The organism is Cellulomonas sp. T2.31MG-18, from assembly GCF_964266755.1.
Classification (GTDB): Bacteria; Actinomycetota; Actinomycetes; order Actinomycetales; family Cellulomonadaceae; genus Cellulomonas.
In genome coordinates, this window is sequence record NZ_CAXWGW010000001.1 from 1,313,024 (window position 1) to 1,338,508 (window position 25,485).

The 25,485-nt window shown below is 75.7% G+C and carries 23 protein-coding genes; 13 read left to right on the forward strand and 10 right to left on the reverse strand.

What is annotated here, in order from left to right; genetic code table 11:
• The first annotated feature begins 68 nt into the window (after positions 1-68).
• Entirely contained in the window at positions 69-1,259 is a 1,191-nt protein-coding gene (gene manA, locus ACFQTY_RS06120) for a mannose-6-phosphate isomerase, class I (protein WP_378098562.1), read from the forward strand.
• A gap of 71 nt (positions 1,260-1,330) precedes the next feature.
• Here the strand turns inward: manA and ACFQTY_RS06125 are convergent, their stop codons facing one another.
• Positions 1,331-2,122, reverse strand: coding sequence for a TIGR03089 family protein (locus ACFQTY_RS06125; protein ID WP_291759224.1), 792 nt, complete (start codon positions 2,120-2,122; stop codon positions 1,331-1,333).
• A gap of 223 nt (positions 2,123-2,345) precedes the next feature.
• Between ACFQTY_RS06125 and ACFQTY_RS06130 the strand changes: the two genes are divergently transcribed.
• The 3 genes from ACFQTY_RS06130 (at position 2,346) to ACFQTY_RS06140 (ending at position 7,946) form a co-directional block, all read left to right on the forward strand.
• Complete coding sequence (locus tag ACFQTY_RS06130; RefSeq protein WP_291759222.1) at positions 2,346-2,678, forward strand: WhiB family transcriptional regulator; 333 nt, start codon at positions 2,346-2,348, stop codon at positions 2,676-2,678.
• A gap of 82 nt (positions 2,679-2,760) precedes the next feature.
• On the forward strand, positions 2,761-6,378 hold the full coding sequence (locus ACFQTY_RS06135) for a glycosyltransferase (RefSeq protein ID WP_378098565.1): 3,618 nt from the start codon (positions 2,761-2,763) through the stop codon (positions 6,376-6,378).
• Positions 6,375-7,946 (forward strand): DUF5719 family protein, encoded by a 1,572-nt coding sequence (locus ACFQTY_RS06140; RefSeq protein WP_291759217.1) that lies wholly within the window; start codon positions 6,375-6,377, stop codon positions 7,944-7,946. The genes ACFQTY_RS06135 and ACFQTY_RS06140 overlap by 4 nt, the downstream gene beginning before the upstream one ends.
• A 5-nt stretch (positions 7,947-7,951) precedes the next feature.
• Here ACFQTY_RS06140 and ACFQTY_RS06145 read toward each other — a convergent pair whose 3' ends face one another.
• Positions 7,952-8,806, reverse strand: coding sequence for a glycosyltransferase family 2 protein (locus tag ACFQTY_RS06145; protein WP_291759215.1), 855 nt, complete (start codon positions 8,804-8,806; stop codon positions 7,952-7,954).
• Positions 8,807-8,818: 12 nt separating this feature from the next.
• Positions 8,819-9,385 carry a metallopeptidase family protein gene (locus ACFQTY_RS06150; protein ID WP_378098568.1) on the reverse strand — a complete coding sequence of 189 codons (567 nt, stop codon included), beginning with the start codon at positions 9,383-9,385 and terminating at the stop codon, positions 8,819-8,821.
• 98 nt (positions 9,386-9,483) lie between these two features.
• Between ACFQTY_RS06150 and ACFQTY_RS06155 the strand changes: the two genes are divergently transcribed.
• The 5 genes from ACFQTY_RS06155 (at position 9,484) to ACFQTY_RS06175 (ending at position 12,284) form a co-directional block, all read left to right on the forward strand.
• Complete coding sequence (locus tag ACFQTY_RS06155; protein WP_378098570.1) at positions 9,484-9,861, forward strand: DUF3499 domain-containing protein; 378 nt, start codon at positions 9,484-9,486, stop codon at positions 9,859-9,861.
• Entirely contained in the window at positions 9,858-10,145 is a 288-nt protein-coding gene (locus ACFQTY_RS06160) for a hypothetical protein (protein WP_378098572.1), read from the forward strand. The genes ACFQTY_RS06155 and ACFQTY_RS06160 overlap by 4 nt, the downstream gene beginning before the upstream one ends.
• A 36-nt stretch (positions 10,146-10,181) precedes the next feature.
• Complete coding sequence (locus ACFQTY_RS06165) at positions 10,182-11,084, forward strand: hypothetical protein (RefSeq protein WP_378098574.1); 903 nt, start codon at positions 10,182-10,184, stop codon at positions 11,082-11,084.
• Entirely contained in the window at positions 11,081-11,287 is a 207-nt protein-coding gene (locus ACFQTY_RS06170; RefSeq protein ID WP_291759210.1) for a Trm112 family protein, read from the forward strand. Before ACFQTY_RS06165 ends, ACFQTY_RS06170 begins: the two co-directional genes overlap by 4 nt.
• Positions 11,288-11,357: 70 nt before the next feature.
• The gene (locus ACFQTY_RS06175; protein ID WP_291759207.1) at positions 11,358-12,284 is read left to right on the forward strand and encodes a cation diffusion facilitator family transporter; all 927 of its coding nucleotides are present in this window, start codon (positions 11,358-11,360) and stop codon (positions 12,282-12,284) included.
• 36 nt (positions 12,285-12,320) lie between these two features.
• Here the strand turns inward: ACFQTY_RS06175 and ACFQTY_RS06180 are convergent, their stop codons facing one another.
• Complete coding sequence (locus tag ACFQTY_RS06180; protein WP_291759201.1) at positions 12,321-13,142, reverse strand: RDD family protein; 822 nt, start codon at positions 13,140-13,142, stop codon at positions 12,321-12,323.
• Between the two features lie 80 nt (positions 13,143-13,222).
• On the opposite strand from ACFQTY_RS06180, the gene ACFQTY_RS06185 reads away from it, so the two are divergent.
• Positions 13,223-14,212: a stage II sporulation protein M gene (locus ACFQTY_RS06185; protein ID WP_291759198.1), complete on the forward strand. Its 990-nt coding sequence runs from the start codon at positions 13,223-13,225 to the stop codon at positions 14,210-14,212.
• A 69-nt stretch (positions 14,213-14,281) separates the two neighbouring features.
• Here the strand turns inward: ACFQTY_RS06185 and ACFQTY_RS06190 are convergent, their stop codons facing one another.
• From ACFQTY_RS06190 to ACFQTY_RS06215, 6 genes are all read right to left on the reverse strand, one after another.
• Positions 14,282-15,466, reverse strand: a complete 1,185-nt coding sequence (locus tag ACFQTY_RS06190; protein ID WP_291759196.1) for a winged helix DNA-binding domain-containing protein — start codon at positions 15,464-15,466, stop codon at positions 14,282-14,284.
• Positions 15,467-15,504: 38 nt separating this feature from the next.
• A complete protein-coding gene (locus ACFQTY_RS06195; RefSeq protein WP_291759193.1) occupies positions 15,505-16,842 on the reverse strand; it encodes a DUF58 domain-containing protein in 1,338 nt (445 codons plus the stop codon).
• Between the two features lie 9 nt (positions 16,843-16,851).
• Positions 16,852-17,784, reverse strand: a complete 933-nt coding sequence (locus ACFQTY_RS06200; protein ID WP_378099123.1) for an AAA family ATPase — start codon at positions 17,782-17,784, stop codon at positions 16,852-16,854.
• A gap of 209 nt (positions 17,785-17,993) precedes the next feature.
• Positions 17,994-19,196, reverse strand: a complete 1,203-nt coding sequence (locus ACFQTY_RS06205) for a DUF4350 domain-containing protein (RefSeq protein WP_291759191.1) — start codon at positions 19,194-19,196, stop codon at positions 17,994-17,996.
• The gene (locus tag ACFQTY_RS06210) at positions 19,193-19,873 is read right to left on the reverse strand and encodes a DUF4129 domain-containing protein (RefSeq protein ID WP_291759189.1); all 681 of its coding nucleotides are present in this window, start codon (positions 19,871-19,873) and stop codon (positions 19,193-19,195) included. Before ACFQTY_RS06210 ends, ACFQTY_RS06205 begins: the two co-directional genes overlap by 4 nt.
• Entirely contained in the window at positions 19,870-21,147 is a 1,278-nt protein-coding gene (locus ACFQTY_RS06215) for a glycerophosphoryl diester phosphodiesterase membrane domain-containing protein (RefSeq protein WP_378098579.1), read from the reverse strand. The genes ACFQTY_RS06210 and ACFQTY_RS06215 overlap by 4 nt, the downstream gene beginning before the upstream one ends.
• Positions 21,148-21,382: 235 nt before the next feature.
• Here ACFQTY_RS06215 and mtrA point away from each other — a divergent pair, with 235 nt between their 5' ends.
• Genes mtrA through ACFQTY_RS06230 form a run of 3 tightly spaced genes read left to right on the forward strand, consistent with a single transcriptional unit; the run spans position 21,383 to position 25,435 of the window.
• Complete coding sequence (gene mtrA, locus ACFQTY_RS06220; RefSeq protein ID WP_291759183.1) at positions 21,383-22,066, forward strand: MtrAB system response regulator MtrA; 684 nt, start codon at positions 21,383-21,385, stop codon at positions 22,064-22,066.
• A 28-nt stretch (positions 22,067-22,094) separates the two neighbouring features.
• On the forward strand, positions 22,095-23,774 hold the full coding sequence (gene mtrB / locus ACFQTY_RS06225) for an MtrAB system histidine kinase MtrB (RefSeq protein ID WP_378098582.1): 1,680 nt from the start codon (positions 22,095-22,097) through the stop codon (positions 23,772-23,774).
• A complete protein-coding gene (locus ACFQTY_RS06230) occupies positions 23,771-25,435 on the forward strand; it encodes an LpqB family beta-propeller domain-containing protein (protein WP_378098584.1) in 1,665 nt (554 codons plus the stop codon). The genes mtrB and ACFQTY_RS06230 overlap by 4 nt, the downstream gene beginning before the upstream one ends.
• Positions 25,436-25,485: the final 50 nt, after the last annotated feature.

Below are 25,485 nucleotides of genomic sequence, written 5' to 3' on the forward strand. Positions count from 1 at the left end.
AGAGCCGCGCCGACCACCGTCGCCTCGGTACCATCACCCGGCAACCGCTCACCCACCCCGAGGTTCCCGTGCTGAGGATCACGCAGGCGACCCAGGCCTACGCCTGGGGCTCGCCCGACGCTTTGCAGGACACGCTGGCGCTGACGCACGACGGAGTGCTCGCCGAGGCGTGGATGGGCGCGCACCCGTCCGCCCCGTCCCTGGTGCTGGACGACGGGCTCGAGAACCTGGTCGAGCTGCTGCGGCGGACCCCCCGCGAGGCGCTGGGCCTCGACGTGGTCAACCGCTTCGGCCCGCAGCTGCCGTACCTGCTCAAGGTGATCGCCGCCGAGCACCCGCTCTCGCTGCAGGTGCACCCGGACATCGACGCCGCCCGCGCCGGCTACGACGCGGAGGATGCCGCCGGCGTCCCGCTCGACGCGCCGCACCGCAACTACAAGGACCGGAACCACAAGCCCGAGCTGGTCTACGCGCTGACGCAGTTCGAGGCGATGTGCGGGTTCCGCGCCCCGCGCCGGGCGGCGGAGATGTTCGCGGGCCTCGACTGCCCGCTCGCCAAGGAGCTCCACGGGGTGCTGGTGGAGAAGCCGTCCACCGAGGGCATCCGCGAGGCGTTCACCCGGCTGCTCGACCCGGCGACCCGGCCCGGTCCGGAGGAGGTGGCCCGGCTGGCCGACGCGGTCGCGGCCCGGCTCGCCGACGGGTCGCCGTCACCGCGCACCGACCGCACCGTCGGGCTGCTGCAGCGGGAGTACCCCGGCGACCCCGGGGTGGTGACGTCGATGCTGCTCAACCCCGTGACGCTGCGGCCGGGCGAGGCGATGTTCGTCCCGGCGGGTGGCGTGCACGCGTACCTGCACGGTGTCGGCGTGGAGATCATGGCGAGCTCGGACAACGTGCTGCGCGCGGGACTGACCCCCAAGCACGTGGACGTGCCGGAGCTGCTGCGCAACGTCGACTACGTCGCGGCTCCTCCGATCCGGATCGCCCCCGAGGTGTTCCACGGCGCGACCAAGGTGTTCTACGCGCCCGTGGACGACTTCGAGCTGTCCGTCACCGAGCTGGCCGACGACGACGACCATCCTCTGCCCGGCCGGGGTCCGCGGATCCTGCTGGCGCTCGCGGGGGAGCTGACGGTGGCGACGTCGAACGACGGCACCGTGACGCTGACCCAGGGCCAGGCCGCCTTCGTGCCGGCGAGCGACGGGCGGCTCACCGTGCGGGGTCGCGGGCGACTGGTTCAGGCTGACGTCCCGTGACGACTTGGTCGTAGACCCCTGCTGTGGTTGCTCAGAGCGTGTCGCGGGGTGTGGTCGGCGGGGTAGGGCCTCTACAGAAGGTCCGAGGTGACCCGTTCGCTTGCGACGAGGGCGGTCCGGCGCGGCGCGTCCGCGCGGAGCGCGGTGGCCATCGCGACGTCCAGCAGCACGACGGAACCGGCGCCAGCCAGCACGGCGAGCACCTTGCGCAGGGCGCCGGGGAGATCGACGCCCTCGAGGAGAACTCGCTCGGCCGCCGTGGCGCCGGCTGCTGCGTCCCCTGCGTCGGAGAACAGCGCCGCGTGGCTCGTCGTCCCGGCCGGCGTGGCCAGTGCCGGCGCTGCAGGGTCGACCGCCGGCGACCAGCCGATGCGGTCCGAGTAGGTCATCACGGCGCTCGCCGCGTCCACGGCGCCCGCCGGTAGGGCTCCGTCGAACCGCCGAGCGAGGGCGGCGAGCGTGACCACGACGAGGTCCCGCGCCTCGCGGTGCGCCGACGGACGATCCGTCACGACCACGTCGGCGGCCGGGCCGGGACCGTCGGACGGCTCGGCCGCGTCTGTGCCCTCGACGGCTCTGACGTCGAACGCCGACGTCACCACGCACGCGCCGACGCGCCACGCCGCCAGCGCCCACACCACCGAGCGCCAGTGCGCTGGCAGGTCGAGCAGCACATGCGTGCCGGGCGCGGCATCGAACTCTTCGACCAGCAGGTTCGCCGTCTTGCAGACCCAGTTGTCGAGCACCGCCCCCGACAGCTCGACGCGCTCGCCGGCGCCTGAGTACCACGTCAGGCGCGGGCGGCCGGGGTCGGCAGTCAACAGGGCGAGGAGCTCGGCGACGGAACGCGGGGGGGTCGGCACGCCGTCAGGGTAGGGCGACACGCCGGGCCGTCGAGAATTCACCCCGGACGAGGTGGACAAATACCACGGCTCCGGTTGACTCCCCAGAACGACACGCGTGTAATTCATGGCAACCGCGGTGGCGCGGGGCAGTGATCTGGCAGGCCGGTTCGACCACTCGACAGCCCGAGGACAGCCCACAGACCCAGGCAGCACCGAGCACCAGACCCGCACGGAGGCACGTATGTGGAACCTGCTCGACGACGACGACGAGAGCTTCCCGTCGGACGCGAAGGTGGTCGGGTCGGTCTCGGCGTCCAACGTGCACTCCCTCTTCGGGGAGGCCGAGGACGACGGCCTGATGGGGTGGCAGGAGCGCGCACTGTGCGCGCAGACCGACCCGGAGGCCTTCTTCCCGGAGAAGGGTGGCTCGACGCGCGAGGCCAAGAAGGTCTGCACGCAGTGCGAGGTCCGGGCCGAGTGCCTGGAGTACGCACTGGCCAACGACGAGCGGTTCGGCATCTGGGGCGGGCTCTCGGAGCGCGAGCGGCGCAAGCTCAAGCGGCGTGTCGTCTGACGAGCACCTCCGCGAGGCCGACGGCGTCGCGGGAGTGTCGCAGCAGGGGAGGCACCCGGCAGCGTCGCATGATGGCGCGAGCATGACGCAGACCGTCCAGGGCCCAGCCGCCCCCACCACGACGACGTCGTCTATCCCTGTGACGGCGCCGGTGACCGCCGTCGTCGTCACCGCGGGGCTCACCCGGTACCTGCCGACGACGCTCGCCGCCCTCGCGGCACAGGTCAGACGCCCGTTGCGGGTGCTGGTCGTGGACGTCGGCGGGCCGGACGGCGTCGCTGCGGCGCTGGACGAGGCGTTCGCGGGTTCCCCGGCCCCGGCACCGCGGCTCGCGCGCACGACGGCACCAGGGGCGAAGACCTTCGGCCAGGCGGTCACGCGAGGTCTGCTGACGGTGGCCGAGGCCCTCGGCGAGTCGCCCACGCCGTGGCTGTGGCTGCTCCACGACGACAGCGCGCCGGCGCCGACCGCCCTGCTCGAGCTGATGCGTGCGGTGAGCCACGCGCCGTCGGTCGCCGTCGCCGGCGCCAAGCAGCGGACGTGGACCGAACCGGAGCGGCTGCTCGAGGTCGGCCTGCGCACCACGCGCTGGGGCCGGCGGATGTCCGACGTCGAGGCCGGTGAGCTGGACCAGGGGCAGCACGACGGGCGTACCGACGTGCTCGGCGTCGGCCTCGCCGGTGCGCTCGTCCGGCGCGACGTCTGGGACGCGCTGCGCGGCACCGACGCTGCGCTCGGACCGTTCGGTGACGGGCTCGACCTGTCCCGCCGCGCGCGTCTCGCAGGGCACCGCGTCGTGGTGGTCCCGGCCGCGGTCGTGCGGCACGCTCAGGCCCTCTACCAAGGGCTGCGGGACGCCGACGCGGGCCCCGAGACGGACCTCGACGGTGACGGTGAGCCGGACCTCGGCGACCCGCGACGGTCGTTCGCGGCCCGCCGGCGGTCCGCGGTGCACGCCCGGCTCGTCGCAGCACCGCTGCCGCTCGTCCCCTTCGTGGCCGTCGTCGGCCTGCTCGCGGCCGTGGTGCGCGCGCTCGGTCAGCTGGCCGTCAAGCAGCCCGGGCTCGCCGTCGCCGAGCTGACCGGCTGTCTCGCGGCGCTCGGCAGACCCGGGGCCGTGCTCCGCGCGAGGCGGGTCGCCGCCCGCACCCGCGCCGTGCCGAGGCGGACCCTGTGGCCGCTGCAGGCCGGTCTGCGCGACGTGTGGACCCAGGAGCAGGACCGGCGGCTCGCTCGGCTCGAGGCGCGGAAGGTGCAGCGCGCCCCGTCCGAGCTGGAGCTCGGCGAGCTCGCCGCGATGGCGACCCGCCGGCGGTGGACCGCCCTGGGGCTGACGGCGGTGCTCCTCGTGGCGTCGCTCGCGGCCTTCGGGCGGCTGCTCGGACCGGTCGTGGGTGCGGGGGCTCGCCTGGTCGGGGGCGCTCTCGCGCTGAGCTCGTCCTCCGTCGGGCAGCTGTGGCAGGCGGCGTCCTCCGGCTGGGTGCGGGACGGTCTGGGGCAGGCCGCACCAGCGGACCCGCTGCTCACGGTGCTCGCGGTGCCGACTCTCCTGGCGGGGCACACGCAGGCCGTGGTGGACGTGCTGATGCTCGGTGCCGTGGTCCTGTCCGGCATCGGCGCCTGGGCCGCTGCCGGTGCGGCCACCCGGTCCGCGGGCGTGCGTGCGTGGGCGGCACTGGTCTGGGCGGCCGCTCCGGCCCTCCTGCTCGGCATCGGCGGAGGTCACCTCGGCGCCGTCGTCGCCCACGCCGCGCTGCCGTGGGTGGCGCTCGGCATGGCGCGCGCCGTCGGCGTGCAGCGCGTGGACCAGGTGCTCTCCGGTCTGGTCACGGTGCGTCGGGGGGACGACGAGGACGACGGCATCGTCGACCTCGACGAGGACGCGGAGCCGGGGGCCGTTGCGTCGACCGCGCCGACCACGGCGATCCCGTCGCCCCGGCCGGCGCCGACGCCCGCCGGCGGTGTCGCCTCGGCGGCCGGCACCATCGGCGTCGCTCCGGTCGCTGCCGCCGCCTCGTCGGACGGTTCGTCGACGGAGAGCGTCGGCGAGCCGGTGCACCTGGGGGAGTCGACACCGGAGCCGGGACCCCTTCTCGTCGGGACGCCGGACCCGACCGGCTCCGTCGCCGGCGCGGCCGGTGCCGCACTCGCGCTCGCCGTCGCGGTCGCCGGTGCACCCGTGCTGCTCGCCCCGGCCGTCGTGCTCGCGGTGGTGGCGGCCGCGACGGCACCCCGTCGGCGGGGCCGGCTGCTGCTGGTGCCGGTCCCGGCCGTCGTGCTGGCGGGTCCGTTGCTGGCCGAGGTGGTCCGCCGCGGGGTGCCGGGGCTGCGGCTGCTGCTCGCCGAGCCCGGTCTGCCCGCGCAGTCCGTCCCCAGCGGACCGCTGCTGCGGCTGCTCGGTGTGCCGACCGATCCCGGCGCCCTCGTGCCGGCAGGGCTGCACGGCACGCTGGCCACCGTCTGGCCGCTGGCTCTCGTCGGAACCGTGCTGCTGCTCGCCGTGCTGGCGCTGCTGCGCGGCGCTGCGGTGGCCCGCGGCGTGCGCGTCGGGTGGCTCGTGGCCGTCGTCGGACTGGCGGCCGCCACGGTGCAGGCGCAGCTGCCCGCCGTGCACGACGCCGACGGAGTCGGTCGGGCCTGGGTCGGTGCGTCGTTGTCGTTGGCGCTGCTCGGTCTGCTGACCGCGGCGACCCTCGGCACCGACCGGCTGCAGGCGAGGCTGACGCGGTCGACGTTCGGCTGGCGCCAGCCGCTCGCGGTGCTCGGGAGCGTGGTCGTGGTCGCGGTCGCGGTCGGCTCGCTCGCCTCGTGGGTGTGGACGGCGCCCGGAGCGACGTCGCTGCGGTCGCTCGGACGTCCGGTCGTGCCGGCCGTGGCGCAGCAGGCCCAGCAGGGCGCCGACGCATCACGCGTCCTCGCCCTCAGCGCGACGACCGACGGCGTGTCGTGGGAGCTGCTGCGGGGCGACGGTCTGGACCTGGTCGACCAGGCTGCTGCGGTCCAGACGGGGTCGCTGGGCGGCGGGCTGCGTTCCGCGACCGTCGCCGCCGCCGACCCGGCGACCACGGAGCTCCGCACGCTGGTAGCCCGGCTGACGAGCACGGCGCCCGGCGACGTCGCCGGCCCGCTCGGCGGCCTGGCGGTCGCCCACGTGGTCGTCCCGCCGCTGCCGGTCGGCACCTCGGACACCGATCCCGCCGCCGCAGCGCGCGCGCAGCTCGTCGGCCGGCTCGACGCGACCCCCGGACTGGAACGCGTCACCGAGAACGCGTCCGGGACGTTGTGGCGGGTGCGCCCGGCCGTCGGCGCGGACGGGTCCCCGGCGCCGACGGTGGTGACGTCGTGGGCGCGCCTGGCGAAGGCCGCCGGTGACGTGACCGATCCGGCGACGGCCGTGACCGCGGTCGCAGCGACCGACGCGAACGTCGACACGACCGTCCCGGCCGGTGCAACCACGCGGGTCCTCGTCCTGGCCGAGCGCGCCGACCCCGGCTGGCACGCGTGGCTCGACGGACGACCGCTGCGGTCGGTGCAGCTCGGCTGGCGCCAGACGTTCGAGGTCGGTGCTGCAGGAGGTCACCTGGTGGTCCGCTACGACTCGCCGACCCGGACCGGGTGGTTGGCGCTGCTCGCCGTGACCGGGGTGGTCACCGGGCTGCTCGCGCTGCCGATCCGCCGGCGCCGGGCAGGTCGCTCGTGAGCGCCCGTCCCGCCGTGCAGCGGGGGCTGCGTGTGCTGTCCGGCGTCGCGGTCCTGGCGCTCGCGACGGCCACGGTGGTCGGTGCGAGCCGGCTGCCGGCGCCGAGGAGCGCCGCGGACGGTCCGGCCCTGGTCGCCGTCCCCGCCTCCGCCGCCACCGCGGTGTGCCCGGGCCCGCTGATCATGCCGAAGGCGTCCTCCAGCTCGAAGTTCAACCCGGCGCCCGTTCCGCCCGCCACCTCGGTGTCCGTGCTCTCGGCGCCCGACGAGGGAACGTCCGGGGCCGGCACGGTGCGTGCCCTCAGCAGCTCCGCGGTGCTCGCACCGCTGTCGTCGGACGTGCCTGCCGCAGCGCTCACGGGCACCACGGGACCTGTCGTCGTGCGCGCCGAGCCCGGCAGCACCGGTGGTGCACGCGTCGCTGCGACCGCGGTCGGCCTGGTCACCGACGGCGACCTGCGAGGCCTCTCGGCCGAGACGTGCACGGCACCGACCTCGGACGCGTGGCTCGTCGGCGGCTCGACCGACCTGGGCCGCACGGCCGTTCTGGTGCTGGTCAACCCCGGCAGCACGGCGGCCGAGGTCGGTGTCGAGGCGTGGGGCCCCAACGGACGCCTCGACCTGGCCGGCGGCTCGCAGGTGGTGCCGCCGCACGGCAGCCGGTCGGTCACCCTTGAGGCGGTCGCGGCGGCGCAGCGGTCGATCGCGGTGCACGTGCGGGCCACCGGGGGACAGGTGTCCGCCTGGGTGCAGGACGGCGCCGTCCGGGGCTTCACACCCGCCGGTGCGGACCTCGTGGTGCCCGGCAGCGCGCCGGCCCAGCGCGTCACCGTCCCGGGGCTGCTCGTGGAGGCCTCCACGGTGGACAGCCCGGACGCGCCGGTGCTGCGACTGCTCGCACCGGGCGCCAGCGGCACCACGGCGACGGTGAGCCTTCTCGGGTCCGACGGTCCGGTCACGCTGCCGGGTGCCGGCACCGTGGACCTGGCGGCCGGTTCCGTGACCGACCTCCCGCTCGGCGGGCTGCCCGCCGGGCAGTACACGGTCGTCGTCCAGGCGGACCAGCCTGTGGTCGCCGCCGCGGAGTACTCGCGCGTGGGGACGCCCGGTGCGCTGGACACCCAGCCGCGGGTCGAGCGGGCCTGGGCCGCCGCCGCGCCACCGGCTGCCGGGCTGGTGGTGCCTGCGCCCGGGACGGTCGACACGCTCGTCGTGGGCGCGGTGCCGCGGTCCGGCGACCCCACGGCCCAGGGGTCCGGCGCGGCCGCCTCCGTCACCGGGACGCTGCGCCTGCTCCGGTCCGACGGCAGCGTGCTCGACGAGCACCAGGTCAGCGTCGACGCCGGGACGACGGCGGCGTGGCCGCTCGCGAAGCTGGTCGCCGATCCCACGCAGGTCGCCGGGGTGTCGCTGATCACCACGGACGGTCCCGTCGACGCGTCCTGGGCGCTGGTCGCGGAGCGGGCACAGGCCGACGGCACGCTGGTGTCCCTGCTGCTGCCGGCTCCCGAGCCGACGGCTGCCGGCAGGATCGCCGTCCGGCAGGACCCGCACGTCGGACTGGGCTGACCGCCTCAGCGTGCCGCGCGGAGCTCCACCTGCTCGCGCAGCCACAGCCCACTGCGCAGCACCAGGCGCACCGGTGCCAGCCGCCAGCCGGTGTACCGGCGGGACAGGTACCGCCAGGCGCTGGCGTGGTGAGCGCGGATCATCGGGGCGGGTCGCGACCGCCACGACGTGCCGCCGATGTGCGTGACGGTCACCTGCGGGACGTAGAGGTTCACCCAGCCCGCGGCGCCGAGCCGCTCACCGAGGTCCACGTCCTCGAAGAACATGAAGTAGTCCTCGTCGAAGCCGCCGACCTGCTCGAACGCCCGCCGTCGCAGCACCAGGCACGCGCCGGACAGCCAGCCGGCCGCACGCTGCACCCCGACGGTCTCCTGACGTGCCTGGTAGGCGCGCGTCCACGGGTTGCCCGGCCACACCCGGCCCAGCACCGCGTGGCCGACGCCCTGGGTGAGCGACGGCAGCTCGCGCGCCGAGGGGTACACGCTGCCGTCGGTGTTGAGCAGCGCGGGTCCGACGGCGCCGGCCTCGGGGTGTGCCGCGGCCGCGTCGAGCAGCCGGTCGAGCGAGCCCGCGGGCCACTCCAGGTCGGAGTTGGCCACCACGAGCCACTCGGCCGTCGCGTCCATCGCACCGACGTTCGCCGCGGCCCCGTAGCCGAGGTTGCGACCGGGCACGACCAGGCGCGCACCGTGCTCGTCGGCGACCGCCCGCGACACGGTCTGGTCGTCGCCGTTGTCGACCAGCACCAGCTCGAAGGGTCGCGAGCTCGCCGTCCGCAGCCCGGCGGCGAACCGCGCCAGCTCCGGTCCGGGGTGGTAGACGACGCAGACGACGCGGACGGCCGGGATCGGGGTGCTCATCGTCCGGACAGGCTATCGGCCCTCGCCGTAGCCGGGGTCCACGTCCTCCGGTGGCCGGCCGAGCAGGTGCGCCACCTGCTCCACGACCACGTCGTGCACCAGCTCGGCGAGGTCCGCGCGGTCCTCGGCACGCGCCTCGAGCGGCCGCCGGTAGACGACGATCCGCGCCGGCAGCCCCGCATCGGACGGGAAGCAGCGGCCCAGCGGCACCCCGCCGCGCTCCCAGGGTGCTGGGTTGGACGGCGGGACGTCCTCGACGGCGAACTCCGTACCGTCGAGCTGCCGCGCCCACGTCCGCTCCAGCTCCTCGACCGCGTCGAGCACCAGGTCGTCGAACAGCTCCGCACGGGTGCGGTAGGCCGGGAGCGTGCTGGGCAGCAGGGGGCCACGAGGACCGCGACCGCGACGGTCGCGACGACGGACGGGCTCGGCGGGGGACCCCGCGCGGGCGGCCGGGGCCCGCGACGCCGAGGTGGGCTCCGGGAGTCGGTCACCGGTGCTCTCCCCGTCCGCCGAGCGACGTCCCCGACCGGGCAGCTGCCCGGGGAACGAGACCCGCCGGGAACCTCGTGACCTCACCACCGGAACTCTAGTCGCCGCCGCCAGGCGCACCCGAGGCCGGGCACCTCCGGGGGTGTCCCGGCCGAGGTGTCGCACCTGCGTTGTAGCGTCAGCGCGTGCGATCCGTTCGGCAGTGCTCCCGCTCGGCGTGCGCGCGCCCGGCGGTGGCGACGCTCACCTACGTCTACGCGGACTCGACCGCGGTGCTCGGTCCCCTCGCCCAGCTCGCGGAGCCGCACTCCTACGACCTGTGCGCCGAGCACGCCGAGCGACTCACCGCGCCGCGCGGCTGGGAGGTGGTCCGGCTGCTGCCCGACTTCGAGCCGGCGGCCCCGAGCCACGACGACCTGCTCGCCCTGGCGGACGCCGTCCGTGAGGCCGGTCGACCCGCCTTCGCGGTGCTCGAGCCGGAGCCGGTGGCGCAGCCCGCCACGCCGGACGGTCGCCGTCGCGGACACCTCCGCGTGGTGCACGGCGAGGAGAGCGTGCGGTGACGCGGCGGCGCGAGTCCCGTCGCGTCGCCGAGGGGCCCGTCCCGCTGGGGTCGGTCAGCCAGGGCGGCGGGCCGCTGCTCGAGGGGACGCGCGAGTGCCAGCGTTGCGGCTCCACCGACCTGGTCCGCATCCGGATGAGCACGCCGACCGGGTGCGCGGCCGTGTTCGTCTCCTGCCCTGCGTGCGAGCACCGTGCGTGGTTCGCGCTCGACGGGGACGGGACGCCGCTCAGCGACGAGGACGTGACGGGCCGCCCCGCGGGCGGTCCCGGGGCCGGCCGGTAGGCTCGTCGGCGCCCTCGACGCCAAGGAGCCCGACCTGTGACGGACGCTGACGACCCGGACCGCCTGCTGGCGGTGCTGCGGGACGCCGTCGACCTCCGTGATGCCCGCACCCTGCACGTGGTGGTGCACGCCGGCACCCAGGGCCATGCCGAGGTGCTCCAGCAGCTGCTGGCGGACGGACCGGTGCGGCTGACGCTCGTCAGCGGCCCCGGAGCGGACCTGTCCGACCTGCGCAGCGTGGTGCTCGAGCACGGCGCCGACGCGGGCGCGGTGCTCGCCGGTGGCCGGGTGCACCTCCTCGACGAGCGAGGTGAGCCCGTGCCGCCGTCGACGGTGCTCACCGTCGTCGGCCTGCGGCTCGCGGCGGCGGAGCTGGCGGCGGGACGCGTCCCCCTCGTGCTGCACGACGACCTCACGTCACGGGCGGTGCCGGACCTGCTTGCCGCTGCTGGTGCGGCCACGGCACGCGTGCACCGTGCCGAGCTGGCCGAGCAGCTGACCGTCCAGGGCGCCGTGCTGGGCGGCGGCGCCGACGGCACGCTCGTCGCCCGGGACGCCGGTCCTGCGACCGCCGGCCTGCTCGCGCTGGTGCACGTGCTCGCCGAGCTCGGTCGCCAGCCGCACACGCTGTCGGTGCTGGCGGAGCTCTACCAGCCCTACGTCACGGCGGGACCGATCGCCGTCGAGGTCGCCGACGCCGACGGCGCGGTGGCGCGGGTGGTCGAGGCCTACGTGACCCGACCGGGCGGCGGACCGGTCGAGTCCGAGGAGGGTGACGGGCTGCTGGTCTCCCACTGGGACGCCCCACCTCCGTGGTGGTTCGCGGTGCGGCCCGCGGTCGACGGTGTGGAGCTGACGGTCGAGGCGGCGGATGAGGACGTGCTGGACAAGGTGCGCGACGACGTCCTGTCGTTGCTGCGGACGGGGGAGGACCGATGAACGAGCCGGCGACGAGCCTGGAGCCCTGGGCACGAGAGCTGCTGCGGTGCCCGGTGACCGGGGCGACGCTGACCGACGAGGTGGGCCCGGACGGGCAGCCCGAGCTGGTGTCGACCGACCCCGACCGGCCGCTGGCGTACCCCGTCCGCGACGGCATCCCCGTCCTCCTCGCCGACGAGGCGCGGCCGGTCACCCGCGGCTGAGCCGCCGTCGGTGCGTGGTCGCCTAGGCTGACCTGCGTCGACGCAGGCCGCACGACCGGGGGAGACGGGCATGGCGCACGAGAGCGGCACCAGGGCGATCATGGCGGCGCTCGCCGCGAACCTCGGGATCGCCGTCACCAAGTTCGTCGCGTTCCTGCTCACCTCCTCCAGCTCGATGCTCGCCGAGTCGGTGCACTCCGTCGCCGACTCCGGCAACCAGCTGCTGCTGCTCCTCGGAGGCCGGCGCGCCCGGCGCGTGCCGGACGAGACGCACCCCTTCGGCTACGGCCGCGAGCGGTACGTCTACGCCTTCATCGTCTCCATCGTGCTGTTCACGCTCGGTGGCCTGTTCGCGCTGTACGAGGCGTGGCACAAGTGGGCCGACCCGCACCCGCTCGAGGGTCGCTGGTGGTGGGTCCCGCTCCTCGTGCTGGTCATCGCCTTCGTGATGGAGGCGTCCTCCTTGCGGACGGCCGTGCGGGAGTCGGACGCCGCACGGGCCGGTCAGTCCTGGCCGTCCTTCATCCGCACCGCCAAGGCGCCCGAGCTCCCGGTCGTCCTGCTGGAGGACTCCGGGGCGCTGATCGGTCTGCTGCTCGCCGGGCTCGGCGTCGGCCTGACGCTGCTGACCGGCGACGGCCGGTGGGACGCCGTGGGCACCGCCGGCATCGGGGTCCTGCTGGTGCTCATCGCCGCGGTGCTCGCGGTGGAGACGACCTCGCTGCTGCTCGGTGAGGCGGCGTCCGCGGCGGACGTCGCGGCTGTCCGCTCGGCGTTGGTCGGGGACGGGGTGGCCTCCGTCATCCACCTGCGGACGCTGCACCTCGGGCCCGAGGAGCTGCTGGTGGCGGCCAAGATCGAGGTCACCGCGGACGACAGCGCCGCGGATATCGCCGCCGCGATCGACGCTGCGGAGGTCCGGGTGCGGTCGGCGGTGCCGATCGCGCGTGTGATCTACCTCGAGCCGGACCTGCGTCGGACGGCGCCGTCGTCCTGAGGCCGCACCACCACCGGCGCCCGGCGCCGGGGTCGCTCAGTCCACCGGGTCCGGGATGGCGTGCGGCAGCCGCGTGAGCGCCGCCGCCTCGACCGACTCGCGGACGGCCCGGCGCTGCTCGGCGGCGAGCTCGCGCTCCCTGCGCTCGGCGAGCACCGCCGCGAGGAAGTCCTCCGGGTGGGTGCCGGGCGGGGGCAGGGGACGGACGTACTGCTGCACCTGCGCGGTCAGACGGCCGCCGAGCTCCATCCGTGAGGCCGGGTGCAGCGCCCGCGCCCGGGCCAGGAACTGCCGCACGGCGAGCGCGAGGCCGTCGGGCAGCCGTGCGACGTCGGCGTGCGCCGCCCACCGGGCCAGGTACGGCGGCATCGGCACGGGTGTGCGCACCGGCGCCTTGCCCCTGACCCGCGCCGCGTAGGTCCCCGCCAGCACGTCGCCGAGCCGCTTGCCCTGCGGGTGCGCGACGCTGACCAGGAGCGCCACGACGCCGGACGTCAGCCACAGCTCGAACACGCCCGTCAGGGCGCGGACCAGCGCCTGCCGGAACAGCACCGGGCCGCCGTCGTCCCGCACGATGCGGATGCCCATCGCGAGCTTGCCGAGCGACCGCCCCCGGCTGAGCGTCTCCACCGTCGCCGGCACCAGCACCGTCACCGTGGCCAGCGCCACCACGCCGACCGCCCGCGCCGCCTTCTCGTCCGGCACCAGGTTCAGCGCGCCGAACAGCAGCCAGGCGAGCACGCCGATCACCACGGCGAGGGCCAGGAGGTCGAGAACGGCACCGAGCGCGCGGGAGGCGAACGAGGCCGGCCTGGTGTCCAGCAGCACGGCCTCGCCGGTGAGGATGCCCTCGTCCACGGTGCCTCCCTCAGGTCCGGGTGCAGGCTATCGGGCCCGGCGGCCCCGGCGCCGGGCGTCGCGATGGCAGGCTGTGCGGCATGGACCTGGACGCCCTGGTGGTCGCGCGGACGCCGGAGTGGGACCGCCTGGACCGGCTGGTGCGCCGCCGCCGGCTGTCGGGCGCCGAGTCGGACGAGCTGGTGCGGCTCTACCGCGCCACCGCCACGGACCTGTCGACGCTGCGGTCCGCCGCTCCCGACCCGGAGACGGTGACACGGCTGTCGCAGCTGCTCGGCCGGGCGCGCGCCCGGATCGCCGGTACGCACGAGCCGGCGTGGCGGGACGTCGCCCGGTTCCTCACGGTGCTGCTGCCGGCCGCGCTGTACCGGATCCGGTGGTGGACGGTCGGCGTGATGGTGGTGTTCCTCGCGGTCGGCGTCGTCAGCGGTGTGTGGGTCGCGACGCATCCGGAGGCGCTGGCCGCGATGGGGACGCCGGCCAGCCGCAAGGAGTACGTCGACCAGCTGTTCGCCGCGTACTACGACCCGGGCGTGACGTTCGCCGCCATGGTATGGACCAACAACGCGTGGATCTCGGCGCTCTGCGTGGCCACCGGGATCACGGGCGTGGTGCCGGTGTACTTCCTGCTCAGCAACGCCGTGAACGTGGGTGCGGCCGGCGGGCTGATGGCGGCGTACGGCCGGCTGGACATGTTCCTGCAGCTGATCAGCCCCCATGGGGTGCTCGAGCTGACCGCGGTGTTCGTCTCCGGTGCGGCCGGTCTGCGCCTGTTCTGGACGCTGGTCGACCCCGGCCCGCGTCCGCGCGGGCGAGCCTTGGCGGAGGAGGGCCGGGCGCTGTTCACCGTGGCGCTGGGCCTGGTGGGGGTCCTGGCGGTGTCGGGCCTGATCGAGGGCTTCGTCACCGGTTCCCAGCTGCCGTGGGCGGCGAAGATCGCCATCGGGCTCGCGTCGCTCGCGGCGTTCTGGGTGTACGTGCTGCTGCTCGGTCGGCGCGCGGCACGTGCGGGTCAGACGGGTGACCTGGAGCTGGACCGCGCCGGCTACGCGGTGGCGACGGCGGGCTGACGGCACGGCGCCGGCACCGGGACGGCACGAGCGCCGCGGCCGCATGAGGCCGCCGCGTGGATCGGCCCGTCACGACGCGGCGGCGACCTCGACCCGCCGGTCCTCCACGTCGCCGGCGAGCAGGGCGAGCACCGCGTGGGCCTCCGTGTCCAGCTCGTCCCGCTGCTGGTGCGACAGAGCCACGAACGGCTCGACGAGCAGGGTCACCGACCCGGGTGCGCGGGTACCGGCCGTGCCGCGCTCGCGGCGCAGCCGCCAGACACCGCCGACCTGCCCGTCCACCAGCACGGTCCCGGGACCGCTGCCGTTCGGCGTGACCAGCCGGCGGCGGACGTCCTCCGGCACGATGCGGGTGCGGTCGGCATGGGACAGCACCACGTTGTCGAAGTCGGGCAGGAGTCGCACCGGCGCCGGGGTGTCCTCGTGGGGCCGCGGCGCGTCCGGCAGGTCGAGGAGCACCGTCCGGTTCCGTCCCGCCGGCGCCGTCAGCGGGCGCAGGTGCACCACCCGGTCACCCAGTGCCTGCACCACCGGGGCGAGACGCGTCATCCCGGACCACGCCTGCACGTCCGCGACCGACGCCGGCCCGAAGGCGGCGAGGTAGCGCAGCACCAGGTCGCCCACCACCTCCGCGCGCACATCGGGGTCCTGCAGGTCGGGGGCCGCCGTGACCGTCTCCGGGGCGAACCACGACTCGGCCGTCGTCCACGTGGTGGCCATGCTGGCGCCCCACTGTCCCCGCGGCGTGACCTGCACCAGGGACAGCAGGCAGCGAGCGGCGTAGGCGAGGTTGTTCGGCGGAACGTGCGGCAGCTCGGGCGCGAGCGCGGGACCGAGCTGGTTGGGCCGCATCGGCGTGCGCTCGAGCAGCTCGCGAGCGCGGACGGCGATCCTGTCCAGCTCCGCGGCAGACAGGCCGCGCGTCTCGCGCGAGAGGGTCCGGGCGGTCAGCACCGGGAGGGTCAGCGCGTCCTGGGCGGTGAGCAGGTGGACGGTGCTGCGCATGGCGGCGACCCGGGCCGTGCGACGGTCGGCCAGCGTGGCAGCCAGGTACGGCGGCGCGAAGCCCTCGAGGCGGCTCCAGAGCGCGAGGTACGGCGACGTGGGGTTCTGGGCCTGCAGCCCGACGAGGTGACCGACGAGCCGCTCCGCGGCAGCCGCTCCGTCGCTCTCCGCCGGTGCGCGCGCCAGCAGGTGCTGACGCGCGAGCAGCGCGCGACCCAGCGCACGGGGGGAGAGCTCGTCCTCGGGCACGCGGCGACGGTAACGCCGTCCACCGACACCGGTAGTGCTCAGAGCCGGCCGGCGGCCTTGAGCGCGAGGTACGTGTCCGCGAGACGCGGGGCGAGCTCGTCCGGCAGCGCGTCCAGCACCTCCACGCCCAGACGTCGCAGCCGCTGCGCCACCGCCTCCCGCTCCAACACGGTGCGCTCGGCCGCCGCGGCGTCGAACACCTCGGCCGCGCTGCGGCGACCGTGCCGCAGGTCGTCCACCTCCGGGTCCGCGACCGAGGCGAGCACCACCACGTGCCGGTCCGTGAGCCCGGCGGCCACGCCGAGGACGCCCCGCTCGACGGCGGCGGGGTCCACAGTGGTGAGCAGCACCACCAGCGACCGCCGGCTCAGCCGGCTGCGCACCTGACCCACCATGCCGGCCCAGTCGGCCTCGACCAGCGCAGGCTCGACGCCGGCCAGCGACTCCGCGACGGCCGGCAGCACCCGGCTGCCCGTCCGCCCCGCGGTGCTCGCTCGGACCCGACGGTCCCAGGCGAGCAGCTCCACTCGGTCGCCGGCCCGCGTGGCGAGCGCGGTGAGCAGCAGTGCCGCCTCGATCGACGCCTCCAGCCGCGGGGCGTCCAGGACCCGCACGGCGCTGGTGCGGGAGGTGTCGACGACCACCAGCACCCGCCGGTCCCGCTCGGGCCGCCAGGTGCGCACCACCACGTCGGCACGACGGGCGGTCGCGCGCCAGTCGATGGACCGGACGTCGTCGCCGACGACGTACTCGCGCAGCGAGTCGAACTCCGTCCCGGCCCCGCGCACCTGCACCGCGGCGCGGCCGTCCAGCTCGCGCAACCGGGCGAGCCGGCTCGGCAGGTGCCGCCGCGAGGCGAACTCGGGAAGCACACGCAGCCGCCCGGGAACGGGCAGCGAGGCCTGGCGTCCGGCCAGTCCGAGCGGACCGACGGTGCGCACCGTCACCGCCCCCGCCGGGATGTCGCCCCGCCGGGTGGGCTGCAGCGCGCTGACCACGCGGGCCGCCTCGCCGACCGGGATGTCCACGGCGTGGCGAGGTGCCCGTCGACCGAGTGCGGCGGGTGCGCCCGGTTCGACCGGTCCCGAGGCCGGCAGCGCCGACGGCGGCCACGCGTCCCGGACCAGGCCCCGCAGCCTGCGCCGGTCGAGGTTGGTGATCGTCAGCGTCGAGCTCGTCGGCTCCGTCCTGCGGACGGACGCGGGCACCGACCGGGACACCGCCAGCCGTCGTGGGGACGCCGCGAGGGCGACGTCCACCGCGCACAGCGCCGCGACCAGCGCCACCCAAACGAGCACCGTGCCGGGGACCGGCAGCAGCAGCACCGGGACGGCACCGAGCGCGGTCAGCGCCACGGCACGCCACGTGATCGCCATCGGGCCGCCTCAGCGGGGGACCGGCACCGAGGCGAGCACGGTGTCCAGCACCGACTCCGCGGTGACGCCCTCCAGCTCGGCCTCGGCACGCAGCTGGACCCGGTGGCGCAGCGTGGGGTGCGCGAGCGCCTTGACGTCGTCGGGCGTCACGTAGGGCCGTCCGCTCAACCACGCCCACGCACGTGAGGTCGCGAGCAGCGCCGTCGCACCTCGAGGCGAGACGCCCAGCGACAGCGACGGCGACTCACGCGTCGCCCGGCACAGGTCGACCACGTAGCCGAGCACCTCGCGGGCCACCTGCACCCGGGCCACCTCGGCGCGGGCCGCCGCCAGCTCCGCGGGGCCCGCGACGGGCCGCAGGCCGGCGGCGGCCAGGTCCCGCGGGTCGAAGCCGGCGGCGTGCCGGGCGAGCACCTGCACCTCGTCGGCGCGCTCGGGCAGCGGCAGCAGCAGCTTGAGCAGGAACCGGTCCAGCTGCGCCTCGGGGAGCGGGTACGTGCCCTCGTACTCCACCGGGTTCTGCGTGGCGATCACGAGGAACGGGTCGGGCAGCCGCCGCGCGGCGCCGTCGACCGAGACCTGCCGCTCCTCCATCGCCTCGAGCAGCGAGGCCTGGGTCTTCGGCGGTGTCCGGTTGATCTCGTCGGCGAGCAGGAGGTTGGTGAACACCGGCCCGGCCCGGAACGAGAACTCCGCGGTCCGCGCGTCGTACACCAGGGATCCGGTCACGTCGCCCGGCATCAGGTCCGGCGTGAACTGCACGCGCTTGGTGTCCAGCGCCAGGGCCGCCGACAGGCTGCGGACCAGCAGCGTCTTGGCGACACCCGGCACGCCTTCCAGCAGCACGTGGCCCCGGCACAGCAGCGCGATGACCAGGCCGGTGACGGCGGCGTCCTGACCGACCACCGCCTTGGCCACCTCGGCCCGCACCGCGGCCAGCATGCCGCGCAGGTCGACGGAGGGGCTCGGGGCGGCGGCGTGGGACCCGGTCACGCCCGCCCCCAGGCCGGGCGGGTACGCCCCGGCCGTCGGCGCCGCCCCGTGCTGCGGGACTGTGGCAGGTCGGGGCACGGTGGCACCGTCACCACCGGGGGTCGCTGCCGGGTACGGCGCGGCCGAGGGCGGCACGGGGGACGGCGGCAGGACGTCGCTCACGATCGGTGAACCTCGCTCTCCAGGTGGTCCAGCTCACGGGCCAGCACGGCCAGTGCTCGGTCGTCGGTGGGTGACGAGCCGTACAGCAGGTGCTCCACGTCTGCGGCCGGCCGGCCGGTGGCACGGGAGATGGCGGCCACGGTGGCCGGTCGGTCGGCGGAACGGGGCAGACCGAGGCGGGCCGCCGAGCGGGACGCCGCACCGGCCCGCAGGGCGGCGGCGGCGTGCGCGTGCGCGCCCGCGCGTCGGTACAGGCGGCCGCGCCCCCGGGTCGTCTCGCCGGCACGCACGACGACCGGCAGCCGCTCGCTGACCACCGGTCCGAGCCGACGGCCACGCCACACGGCGGCCGCCGCCGCGACGGCCACGGCCAGCAGCCCCAGCTGCACCAGCCACGGTGGTATCAGGTCGGTGAGGCTGGTGCCGCCCTGCGAGCTCCGCTCGATGCCGAGGTCGTCGGAGGACGGGAGGTACCAGACGAGGTCGGGGTGCACGCCCAGGAGGCGCAGGGCCAGCGCCGCGTTCCCCTGGTCGGCCAGGGACCGGTTCGTCAGAGGGCCGGCGTCGGTCAGGACGCTGACGCGTCGCGCGCCGGCGACGACCGCGAGCGCACCGCCCTCGCCCGCGCCGGCGCCCGACTCGAGGAAGCACACCGTGACGCCCGGACCGTGGCCGCGGACCGCCCCGGCGGCCGTGATCGTCCCCGCGGCGACGGCGTCCGGGTCGTCGCAGGCGGCGCCGCGGACGTCGGTGGTCGAGCCCCCGAAGCTCGGGACGACGCCCGGGGCCAGCCTGTCGAGCACGTCCGGCGTCTCGACGAGCACGAGGTCCGCCGCGCTGCGGCCGATCCGGCCGACCATGTCCGGAGTCAGGTAGAGGTCACCGAGCACCAGGAGCGTGCTGCCAGCCGTCGCGGCCTTCTCCGCGGCCGCGATGGTGCGCACGTAGTGCACGTGCACGCCGTGGCGCGTGAGGATCTGCGCGAGCGCGCGCGCCCCGGTGTCCCCGGGGTTGTCCGGGGCCAGGGGGGCGGTGGAGGTCCGCGGAGCGGGCAGCACCGCGAGCAGGCCGCCGACGAGCAGCAGGGCGAGCACCACCAGGGGCGCCCGGGCCCTGCGCCAGCGTCGGGCTGCGCGGCTTCGTGCCGTCGTCCCGTCGCCGGTGGCGGGGATCAGGGTCGTGGTCATGGGCGCGGTCACGGGGCGTCCTCGGCTGCGTGGCCGGCCGACACCGTCCGGCGGGCGGCACGGACCGCGTCGTCGGTCGCCCGCAGCTCGTCGTCATCGGCGCGTCGGGCCGTGCGACCGCCGTACACGACGTCGTCGAACAGGCGCCCCGCCCGGAGCAGGTCCGTCGCCACCGCGCTCAGCACCTCGCCGGCGTCGCGCGCGACCTCGTCGGCCGTGCGGCCGGGTCGCTCGTCCAGCACCGCCCGCTCCTCGAGACCGCGGGCCAGGGAGCGGAACCGCTCGGCGACGGCCGTCGAGAAGTCGCCCGCAACGGCCGCGGCGTCCGCCGCCGCCCGGAGCTCGGCCGCCGTGCGCCCGTCCGCGGCGGCCAGGACGGCCTCCGGCCGGGTCCGTCGGGACCGCCGCACCGGGCCGGTCACCCACAGGCCGGCGACGACGAGCACCGCGAGCCCGACCGCCGCCGCGAGCAGGGCACCGCGCGGCGGCAGGGCGGCGCCGTGCATCCCGCTGAACAGGTGCCCCAACCAGCTCAGGAACCGGCTGAGCAGGCTCTGCTGCTGGTGGTAGACGGGATCGAGCAGCTCCTCCCGCGCCCATCGCTGGGCCGTGGGCCCGTCCGGACGGACCGGCGGCTCCGCGGCACCGACGAGGGCGGCGACGACGGCCACCGCCCGTGCACCGGTCACGCGGGGGAGTCGGTCGAGGCCGCGCGCGCCAGCTCGACGTCCAGCGCCTCGCGCCGCATCCGCACGTCGATGTACAGCAGCGCGATGACGGCTGCCTGGTACGTGGTCGCCGCGGTCAGCGTGATCACCTTGCCGACCGAGATGATCACGACCGCCCAGAACGACGTCACCCCGCCGGTCACCCCCTCGGCGACCAGGGTGAACGGCACGGAGATGATCTGGGTCAGCACGGAGACGAGCACCGCGACCAGCAGCGCGATCCCGAACAGCCGCCAGAAGCTGCCCCGGGTCAGCCGCCACGCCCGCGCGATGGTGCGCCAGAACGGCTTGCCCTCGAGCATCAGCGCCGGCGTCACCAGCAGCGTGCGGGTGTTCACCCACACGGCGGCGACCGCGAACGCCAGACCGCCGACGAGGGCCCCGAACGCGAGCCAGCCCCACTGCTGGCTCCGACCGGCCCACACCAGCACCGCTGCCAGCACGCCGCCGACGACGAGCACAGCCAGGGACATCAGCAGGGTGAACCCGATCACCCACCACACCCGCCACGACCGCGCGACCTCGCCGACGGTCGCACGTCGCCCGAGCACCGAGCGGCTGACGGACACCACGAGGAGGCCGTCGAGGATCGTCGTGGCCAGCGCGGTGACGGGAAGGGCGGCGAACGTCGCGAACGCGGTGCCGAGCTGGCTCGAGATCGCACCGAGGTCGGTGGTGCTCGCGTCGGGGAGGCCCGAGAGCTGACGGGAGAACGAGTCGAGCGGGCCGGTCAGGAGACCGCCGACGTACGCGGTGACGATCGCCGAGAGCACCACGCCGACCGTGACCACCACGGCGGCGAGGCCGAACATGACCGCGGGGTTGGCGCGGATCGCCCGGACCCCGCCGTCGAGCAGCTCGCCGAGGCTGAGCGGCCGCAGCGGGATGATCCCGGGCTGCAGCGCGGGTGGACGCCAGGCGCCGGCACCCGGGGGGCCGTACGGGGTCGGTCCCCAACCGGCCTGCCCGTACGCGGGTGGCTGCTGCCCGTAGGCCGGTGGCTGCTGCCCGTACGCGGGTGGCTGCTGCCCGTAGGCCGGGGGCTGCTGCCCGTACGCGGGTGGCTGCTGCCCGTACGCCGGCGGCTGCTGCCCGTACCCGGGTGGCTGCGGCGCGTGGCCGGGCGGGGGATCGGCGGGGACCCAGCTGTCCGGCCGGTCGTCGGCCGGCTTCCCGGCGGACGCACCGGGCGCCGCCCAGCCGCTCGGCCGGGACGGGTCCTGCGGTTCGCTCATGTGCTGGGGCTCCCCTGTGGCGGCGCAGCTGGTGGTGCGGCTGGCTGCTCGGGTGAGGGCTCGGCTGAGAGCGGTCCCGGCGCAGCACGTGGACACGTCGACGGGCGGGCCGCCGACGCCTCATCGTGCCACGGGGCCCTGCCGTCGGGGGCCGTCCGGACGGGTGGACTGCCAGGTGCGGACCACCCGTCCGGCGCTGGGGGATCGGAGCAGGTCAGGTGCGACAATGACCGCCATGAAGGGACGCGTCCTGGTGGTCGACGACGACACCGCGCTGGCCGAGATGATCGGCATCGTGCTGCGGTCCGAGGGCTTCGAGCCCGCGTTCTGCGAGGACGGCGACGAGGCGCTCGGCATCTTCCGTGCGACGCAGCCGGACCTGGTGCTGCTCGACCTGATGCTCCCGGGCCGTGACGGCTACGAGGTGTGCCGCCAGATCCGTGCGGAGTCGGGCGTGCCGATCGTCATGCTCACCGCCAAGAGCGACACCGTGGACGTGGTGCTCGGCCTCGAGGCGGGGGCCGACGACTACATCTCCAAGCCGTTCAAGCCCAAGGAGCTGGTCGCCCGGGTGCGCGCCCGGCTGCGCCGCAGCGACGAGCCAGCCCCCGAGCACCTGACGATCGGCGACCTGACGATCGACGTCCCCGGGCACCGGGTCGCGCGCGACGGCACGCCGATCTCGCTCACCCCGCTCGAGTTCGACCTCCTCGTCGCCCTGGCGCGCAAGCCGTGGCAGGTGTTCACCCGCGAGGTGCTGCTGGAGAAGGTGTGGGGCTACCACCACGCGGCGGACACCCGCCTGGTCAACGTCCACGTGCAGCGGCTGCGGTCGAAGATCGAGCACGACCCGGAGCGCCCGGACATCGTCGTGACCGTGCGGGGCGTCGGCTACAAGGCGGGGGCTGGCTCGTCGTGACCCGGGCCGGGGGTGCACCGTGCCCCGGATGACGAGCGTCTGGCGGCTGGTCCGCGCCCGGTGGGGCCGTCGGTTCCGGTCGGCGCTGCGCTGGTGGCGCGGCTCGCTGCAGGTCCGCGTGCTGACGTCCACGCTCACGATCGGCCTGGTGGCGCTCGCCCTGGTGTTCGCGTACGTCGGCCAGCGCACGGCGGACGGGCTGTTCCGCGCCCGGCTGCAGCAGGTGCTGGAGGAGAGCGCCCGCAGCACGCAGCAGGCCCAGAACACGTTCGACTCCGCGACGGCGACCACGGGCGCCGAGGTGCAGCAGCTCCTCTCCGACGTGACGAGCGCGCAGCACAACGCGGGCTCCGGCGGGCGCGAGGTGTTCCTGCTGCGCGCGCCCGGCCAGGCGGTGTCGGTCCAGGCGGGTGCGACCGCCACCAACGCGGCGTACGTCGACCTGATCAGCGCGGACCTGAAGACCGCCACGTCGTCCGGTGGTCAGCACTGGCAGTCCGTCGCCCTGCGGGCGGGGGGCCGGCTCGAGCCGGCTGTCGTCGTCGGCCAGCAGGTCACGGTGCCCGTGGTCGGCACCTACCAGCTGTTCTTCCTCTACCCGCTGCAGGCGGAGCAGGACCGGCTCGACTTCCTGCTGCGCACGCTCGCGCTCGGAGCCGGGGCCCTCGTGCTGCTGCTCGGCTCCACCACCTGGCTGGTCACCCGCCAGACCGTGCTGCCCGTGCGCCGGGCCGCGCAGGTCGCCGAGCGGCTGGCCAACGGGCAGCTCACCGAGCGGATGAGCGTCCAGGGCGAGGACGAGATGGCGACGCTCGCCCAGTCGTTCAACGAGATGGCGGAGAGCCTGCAGGACCAGATCCGCAGGCTCGAGGAGCTCTCCACGCTGCAGCGCCGGTTCGTGTCCGACGTCTCCCACGAGCTGCGCACCCCGCTGACGACCGTCCGGATGGCCGGTGAGGTCATCCACGCCGCGCGGCACGACTTCGAGCCGTCCGTGAAGCGCTCGGCGGAGCTGCTGTCCACCCAGCTCGACCGTTTCGAGGACCTGCTGGCCGACCTCCTCGAGATCAGCCGGTTCGACGCGGGTGCCGCGGTGCTCGACGCCGAGAGCCGCGACGTCCGCGACGTGGTGGTGCGCACGGTCGATGCCTCTGTGCCGCTCGCCGAACGCAAGGGCACGTGGATCTCCGTGGTGCTGCCGGAGCAGCGCGTCGTGGCGGACATCGACCCGCGCCGGGTGGAGCGCATCCTGCGCAACCTGGTCGTCAACGCGATCGAGCACGCGGACGGCACGCCCGTGGAGGTGACGGTCGCCGCCGACCAGCACGCCGTCGCCGTCACGGTGCGCGACAAGGGCGTGGGGATGACCTCAGGGGAGGCGCAGCACGTGTTCGACCGGTTCTGGCGCGCGGACCCCGCCAGGGCGCGGACGACCGGTGGCACGGGGCTGGGGCTGGCCATCTCGCTGGAGGACGCCCGGCTGCACGGTGGCTGGCTCGAGGCGTGGGGACGCCCCGGGCGCGGAGCGTCGTTCCGGCTCACCCTGCCGCGGCGGGCGGGCATCCGGCTCCAGTCGTCGCCCCTCGAGCTGGTGCCGGACGAGACGCAGGAGCAGGCGGCGCCGGTGGCCGCGACGAGGCCGCGCTCGGACCCGGCGGCCCTGCCGGACTGGTCCGACGCCGACCAGCCGGCCCAGGAGGTCCGATGAGCACGCCCCGGCGGCTGCGCGCCGCCCTGGCGGCGGCGGCCGTGCTGGTGGTCGCCGCGTGCAGCGCCATCCCGACGCAGGGTGCGGTGCAGAAGGGTGATGCGCGCGTCCCGGAGGGGGACCCCGTCGTCGTGGTGGCCGAGGGTCCGGCTCCCAACGCGGACCCCGTCTCCATCGTCGAGGGCTTCCTGCTCGCCGGCTCCGCCGGGCTGTCCGGGGACTTCGTCGACTTCGTCGCCGCACGGGAGTTCCTGACCCCGGACGCCCGCTCCAGCTGGGACCCGCTCGGCAGCGTCGTCGTCGCCTCCGCCACGCAGGTGCAGCGCACGTCGGACACCCAGGTGACCGTCGAGGTGCAGGTGGCCGGCAAGGTGGACGCCGACGGGCGCTACACGGAGGCCTCCGCCGACGGTCGTGAGTCGGTGACGTTCGACATGGTGCAGGACAGCCGGCAGCAGTGGCGGATCGGCGGCACGCCCAAGGGGCTGATCCTGTCCCAGGGCGCCTTCACCTCCCGGTTCCGTGCCGCCCAGCTGTACTTCCTGTCGCCCGACTCGCAGGTGCTCGTCCCGGAGACCCGGTGGTACCCGTCGCGGAACCTGCCGACCTCGGTGGTCAAGGGCCTGCTCTCGGGTCCGTCGCCATGGCTGCGCGACGCCGTCCGCACGGCTGTGCCGGACGGTGTCCAGCTCAAGCCCGAGGCCGTCACGGTCGACGCGGACGGGGTGGCCGAGGTCGACCTCGATCCGGCCCGCACCGTGCAGACCGCCGACCGCGGGCTGCTGCTGGCCCAGCTGCAGCAGTCGCTGCAGCTTCCGCAGGTGCGGTCGGTCGTCGTGCGGGCAGGGGCCACGGGCGTCCCGCTCGACGGCGCCACCTCGGTGCCGACGCCGGCGGTCGGCGACCCGGTGATGATCCAGGGTGACGCCCTGGTCAGCCTGGTGAACGGGGCGCTCCAGCCGGTGGCCGGCGTCGGCTCGCTCGCGGGTCTCGACGCTCGCAGCCCGGCCCGCAGCGCCGACGGGTCGGTGCAGGTGCTGCTCTCGGGGACGGACCGGCTGGTTCTGGCGCCGACCGCGACCGCGCCCGCCCGGGTGCTGATCTCGGGCGCGGGCCTCGCGGCACCGTCCGTGGACCGCCGGGGCTGGATCTGGACCGCGACGGGCGGCAGCGTGCTCGCCGTGACGCCGGCCGGCTCGCAGGTGACGCTGACGGCGCCCTGGTTGGTCGGGCGATCCGTGAAGGCGCTCGCGGTCGCGCGCGACGGCACCCGGGTCGCCGTGGTGTCGGACGGTCCTGACGGGGTCGCGATCGACGTCGCGGGCGTCGTCCGCGACGCGTCCGGGGCGCCGCAGCAGCTGAGCACCCCCGTCCGGGCGGGAGCCTCCGTCGCCGATGCCCGCCAGGTGGTCTGGGCGGATGCGGTGACACTCGGGGTGCTCGGCGGCGCCGGCGGCCCCTCCACGCTCCGCCTCGTGCCGGTCGGTGGCCAGTCGGAGCCCTTGCCGGACGTGGCAGATGCCGCGTCGATCGCCTCGGGGGTGGGGGAGCGCAGCATGCTCGTCGCCACGCACGCGGGCGAGCTGCTCCGGTACGACGGTCGCACCTGGGTCCCGGTGCAGGGGGCCACAGGAGTGCGCGACCCGGCGTACCCGGGCTGACCCGGACCGGCCCGCGAGCCGCCCTCAGGTCCGCCGGCCGCCGAGCCGTT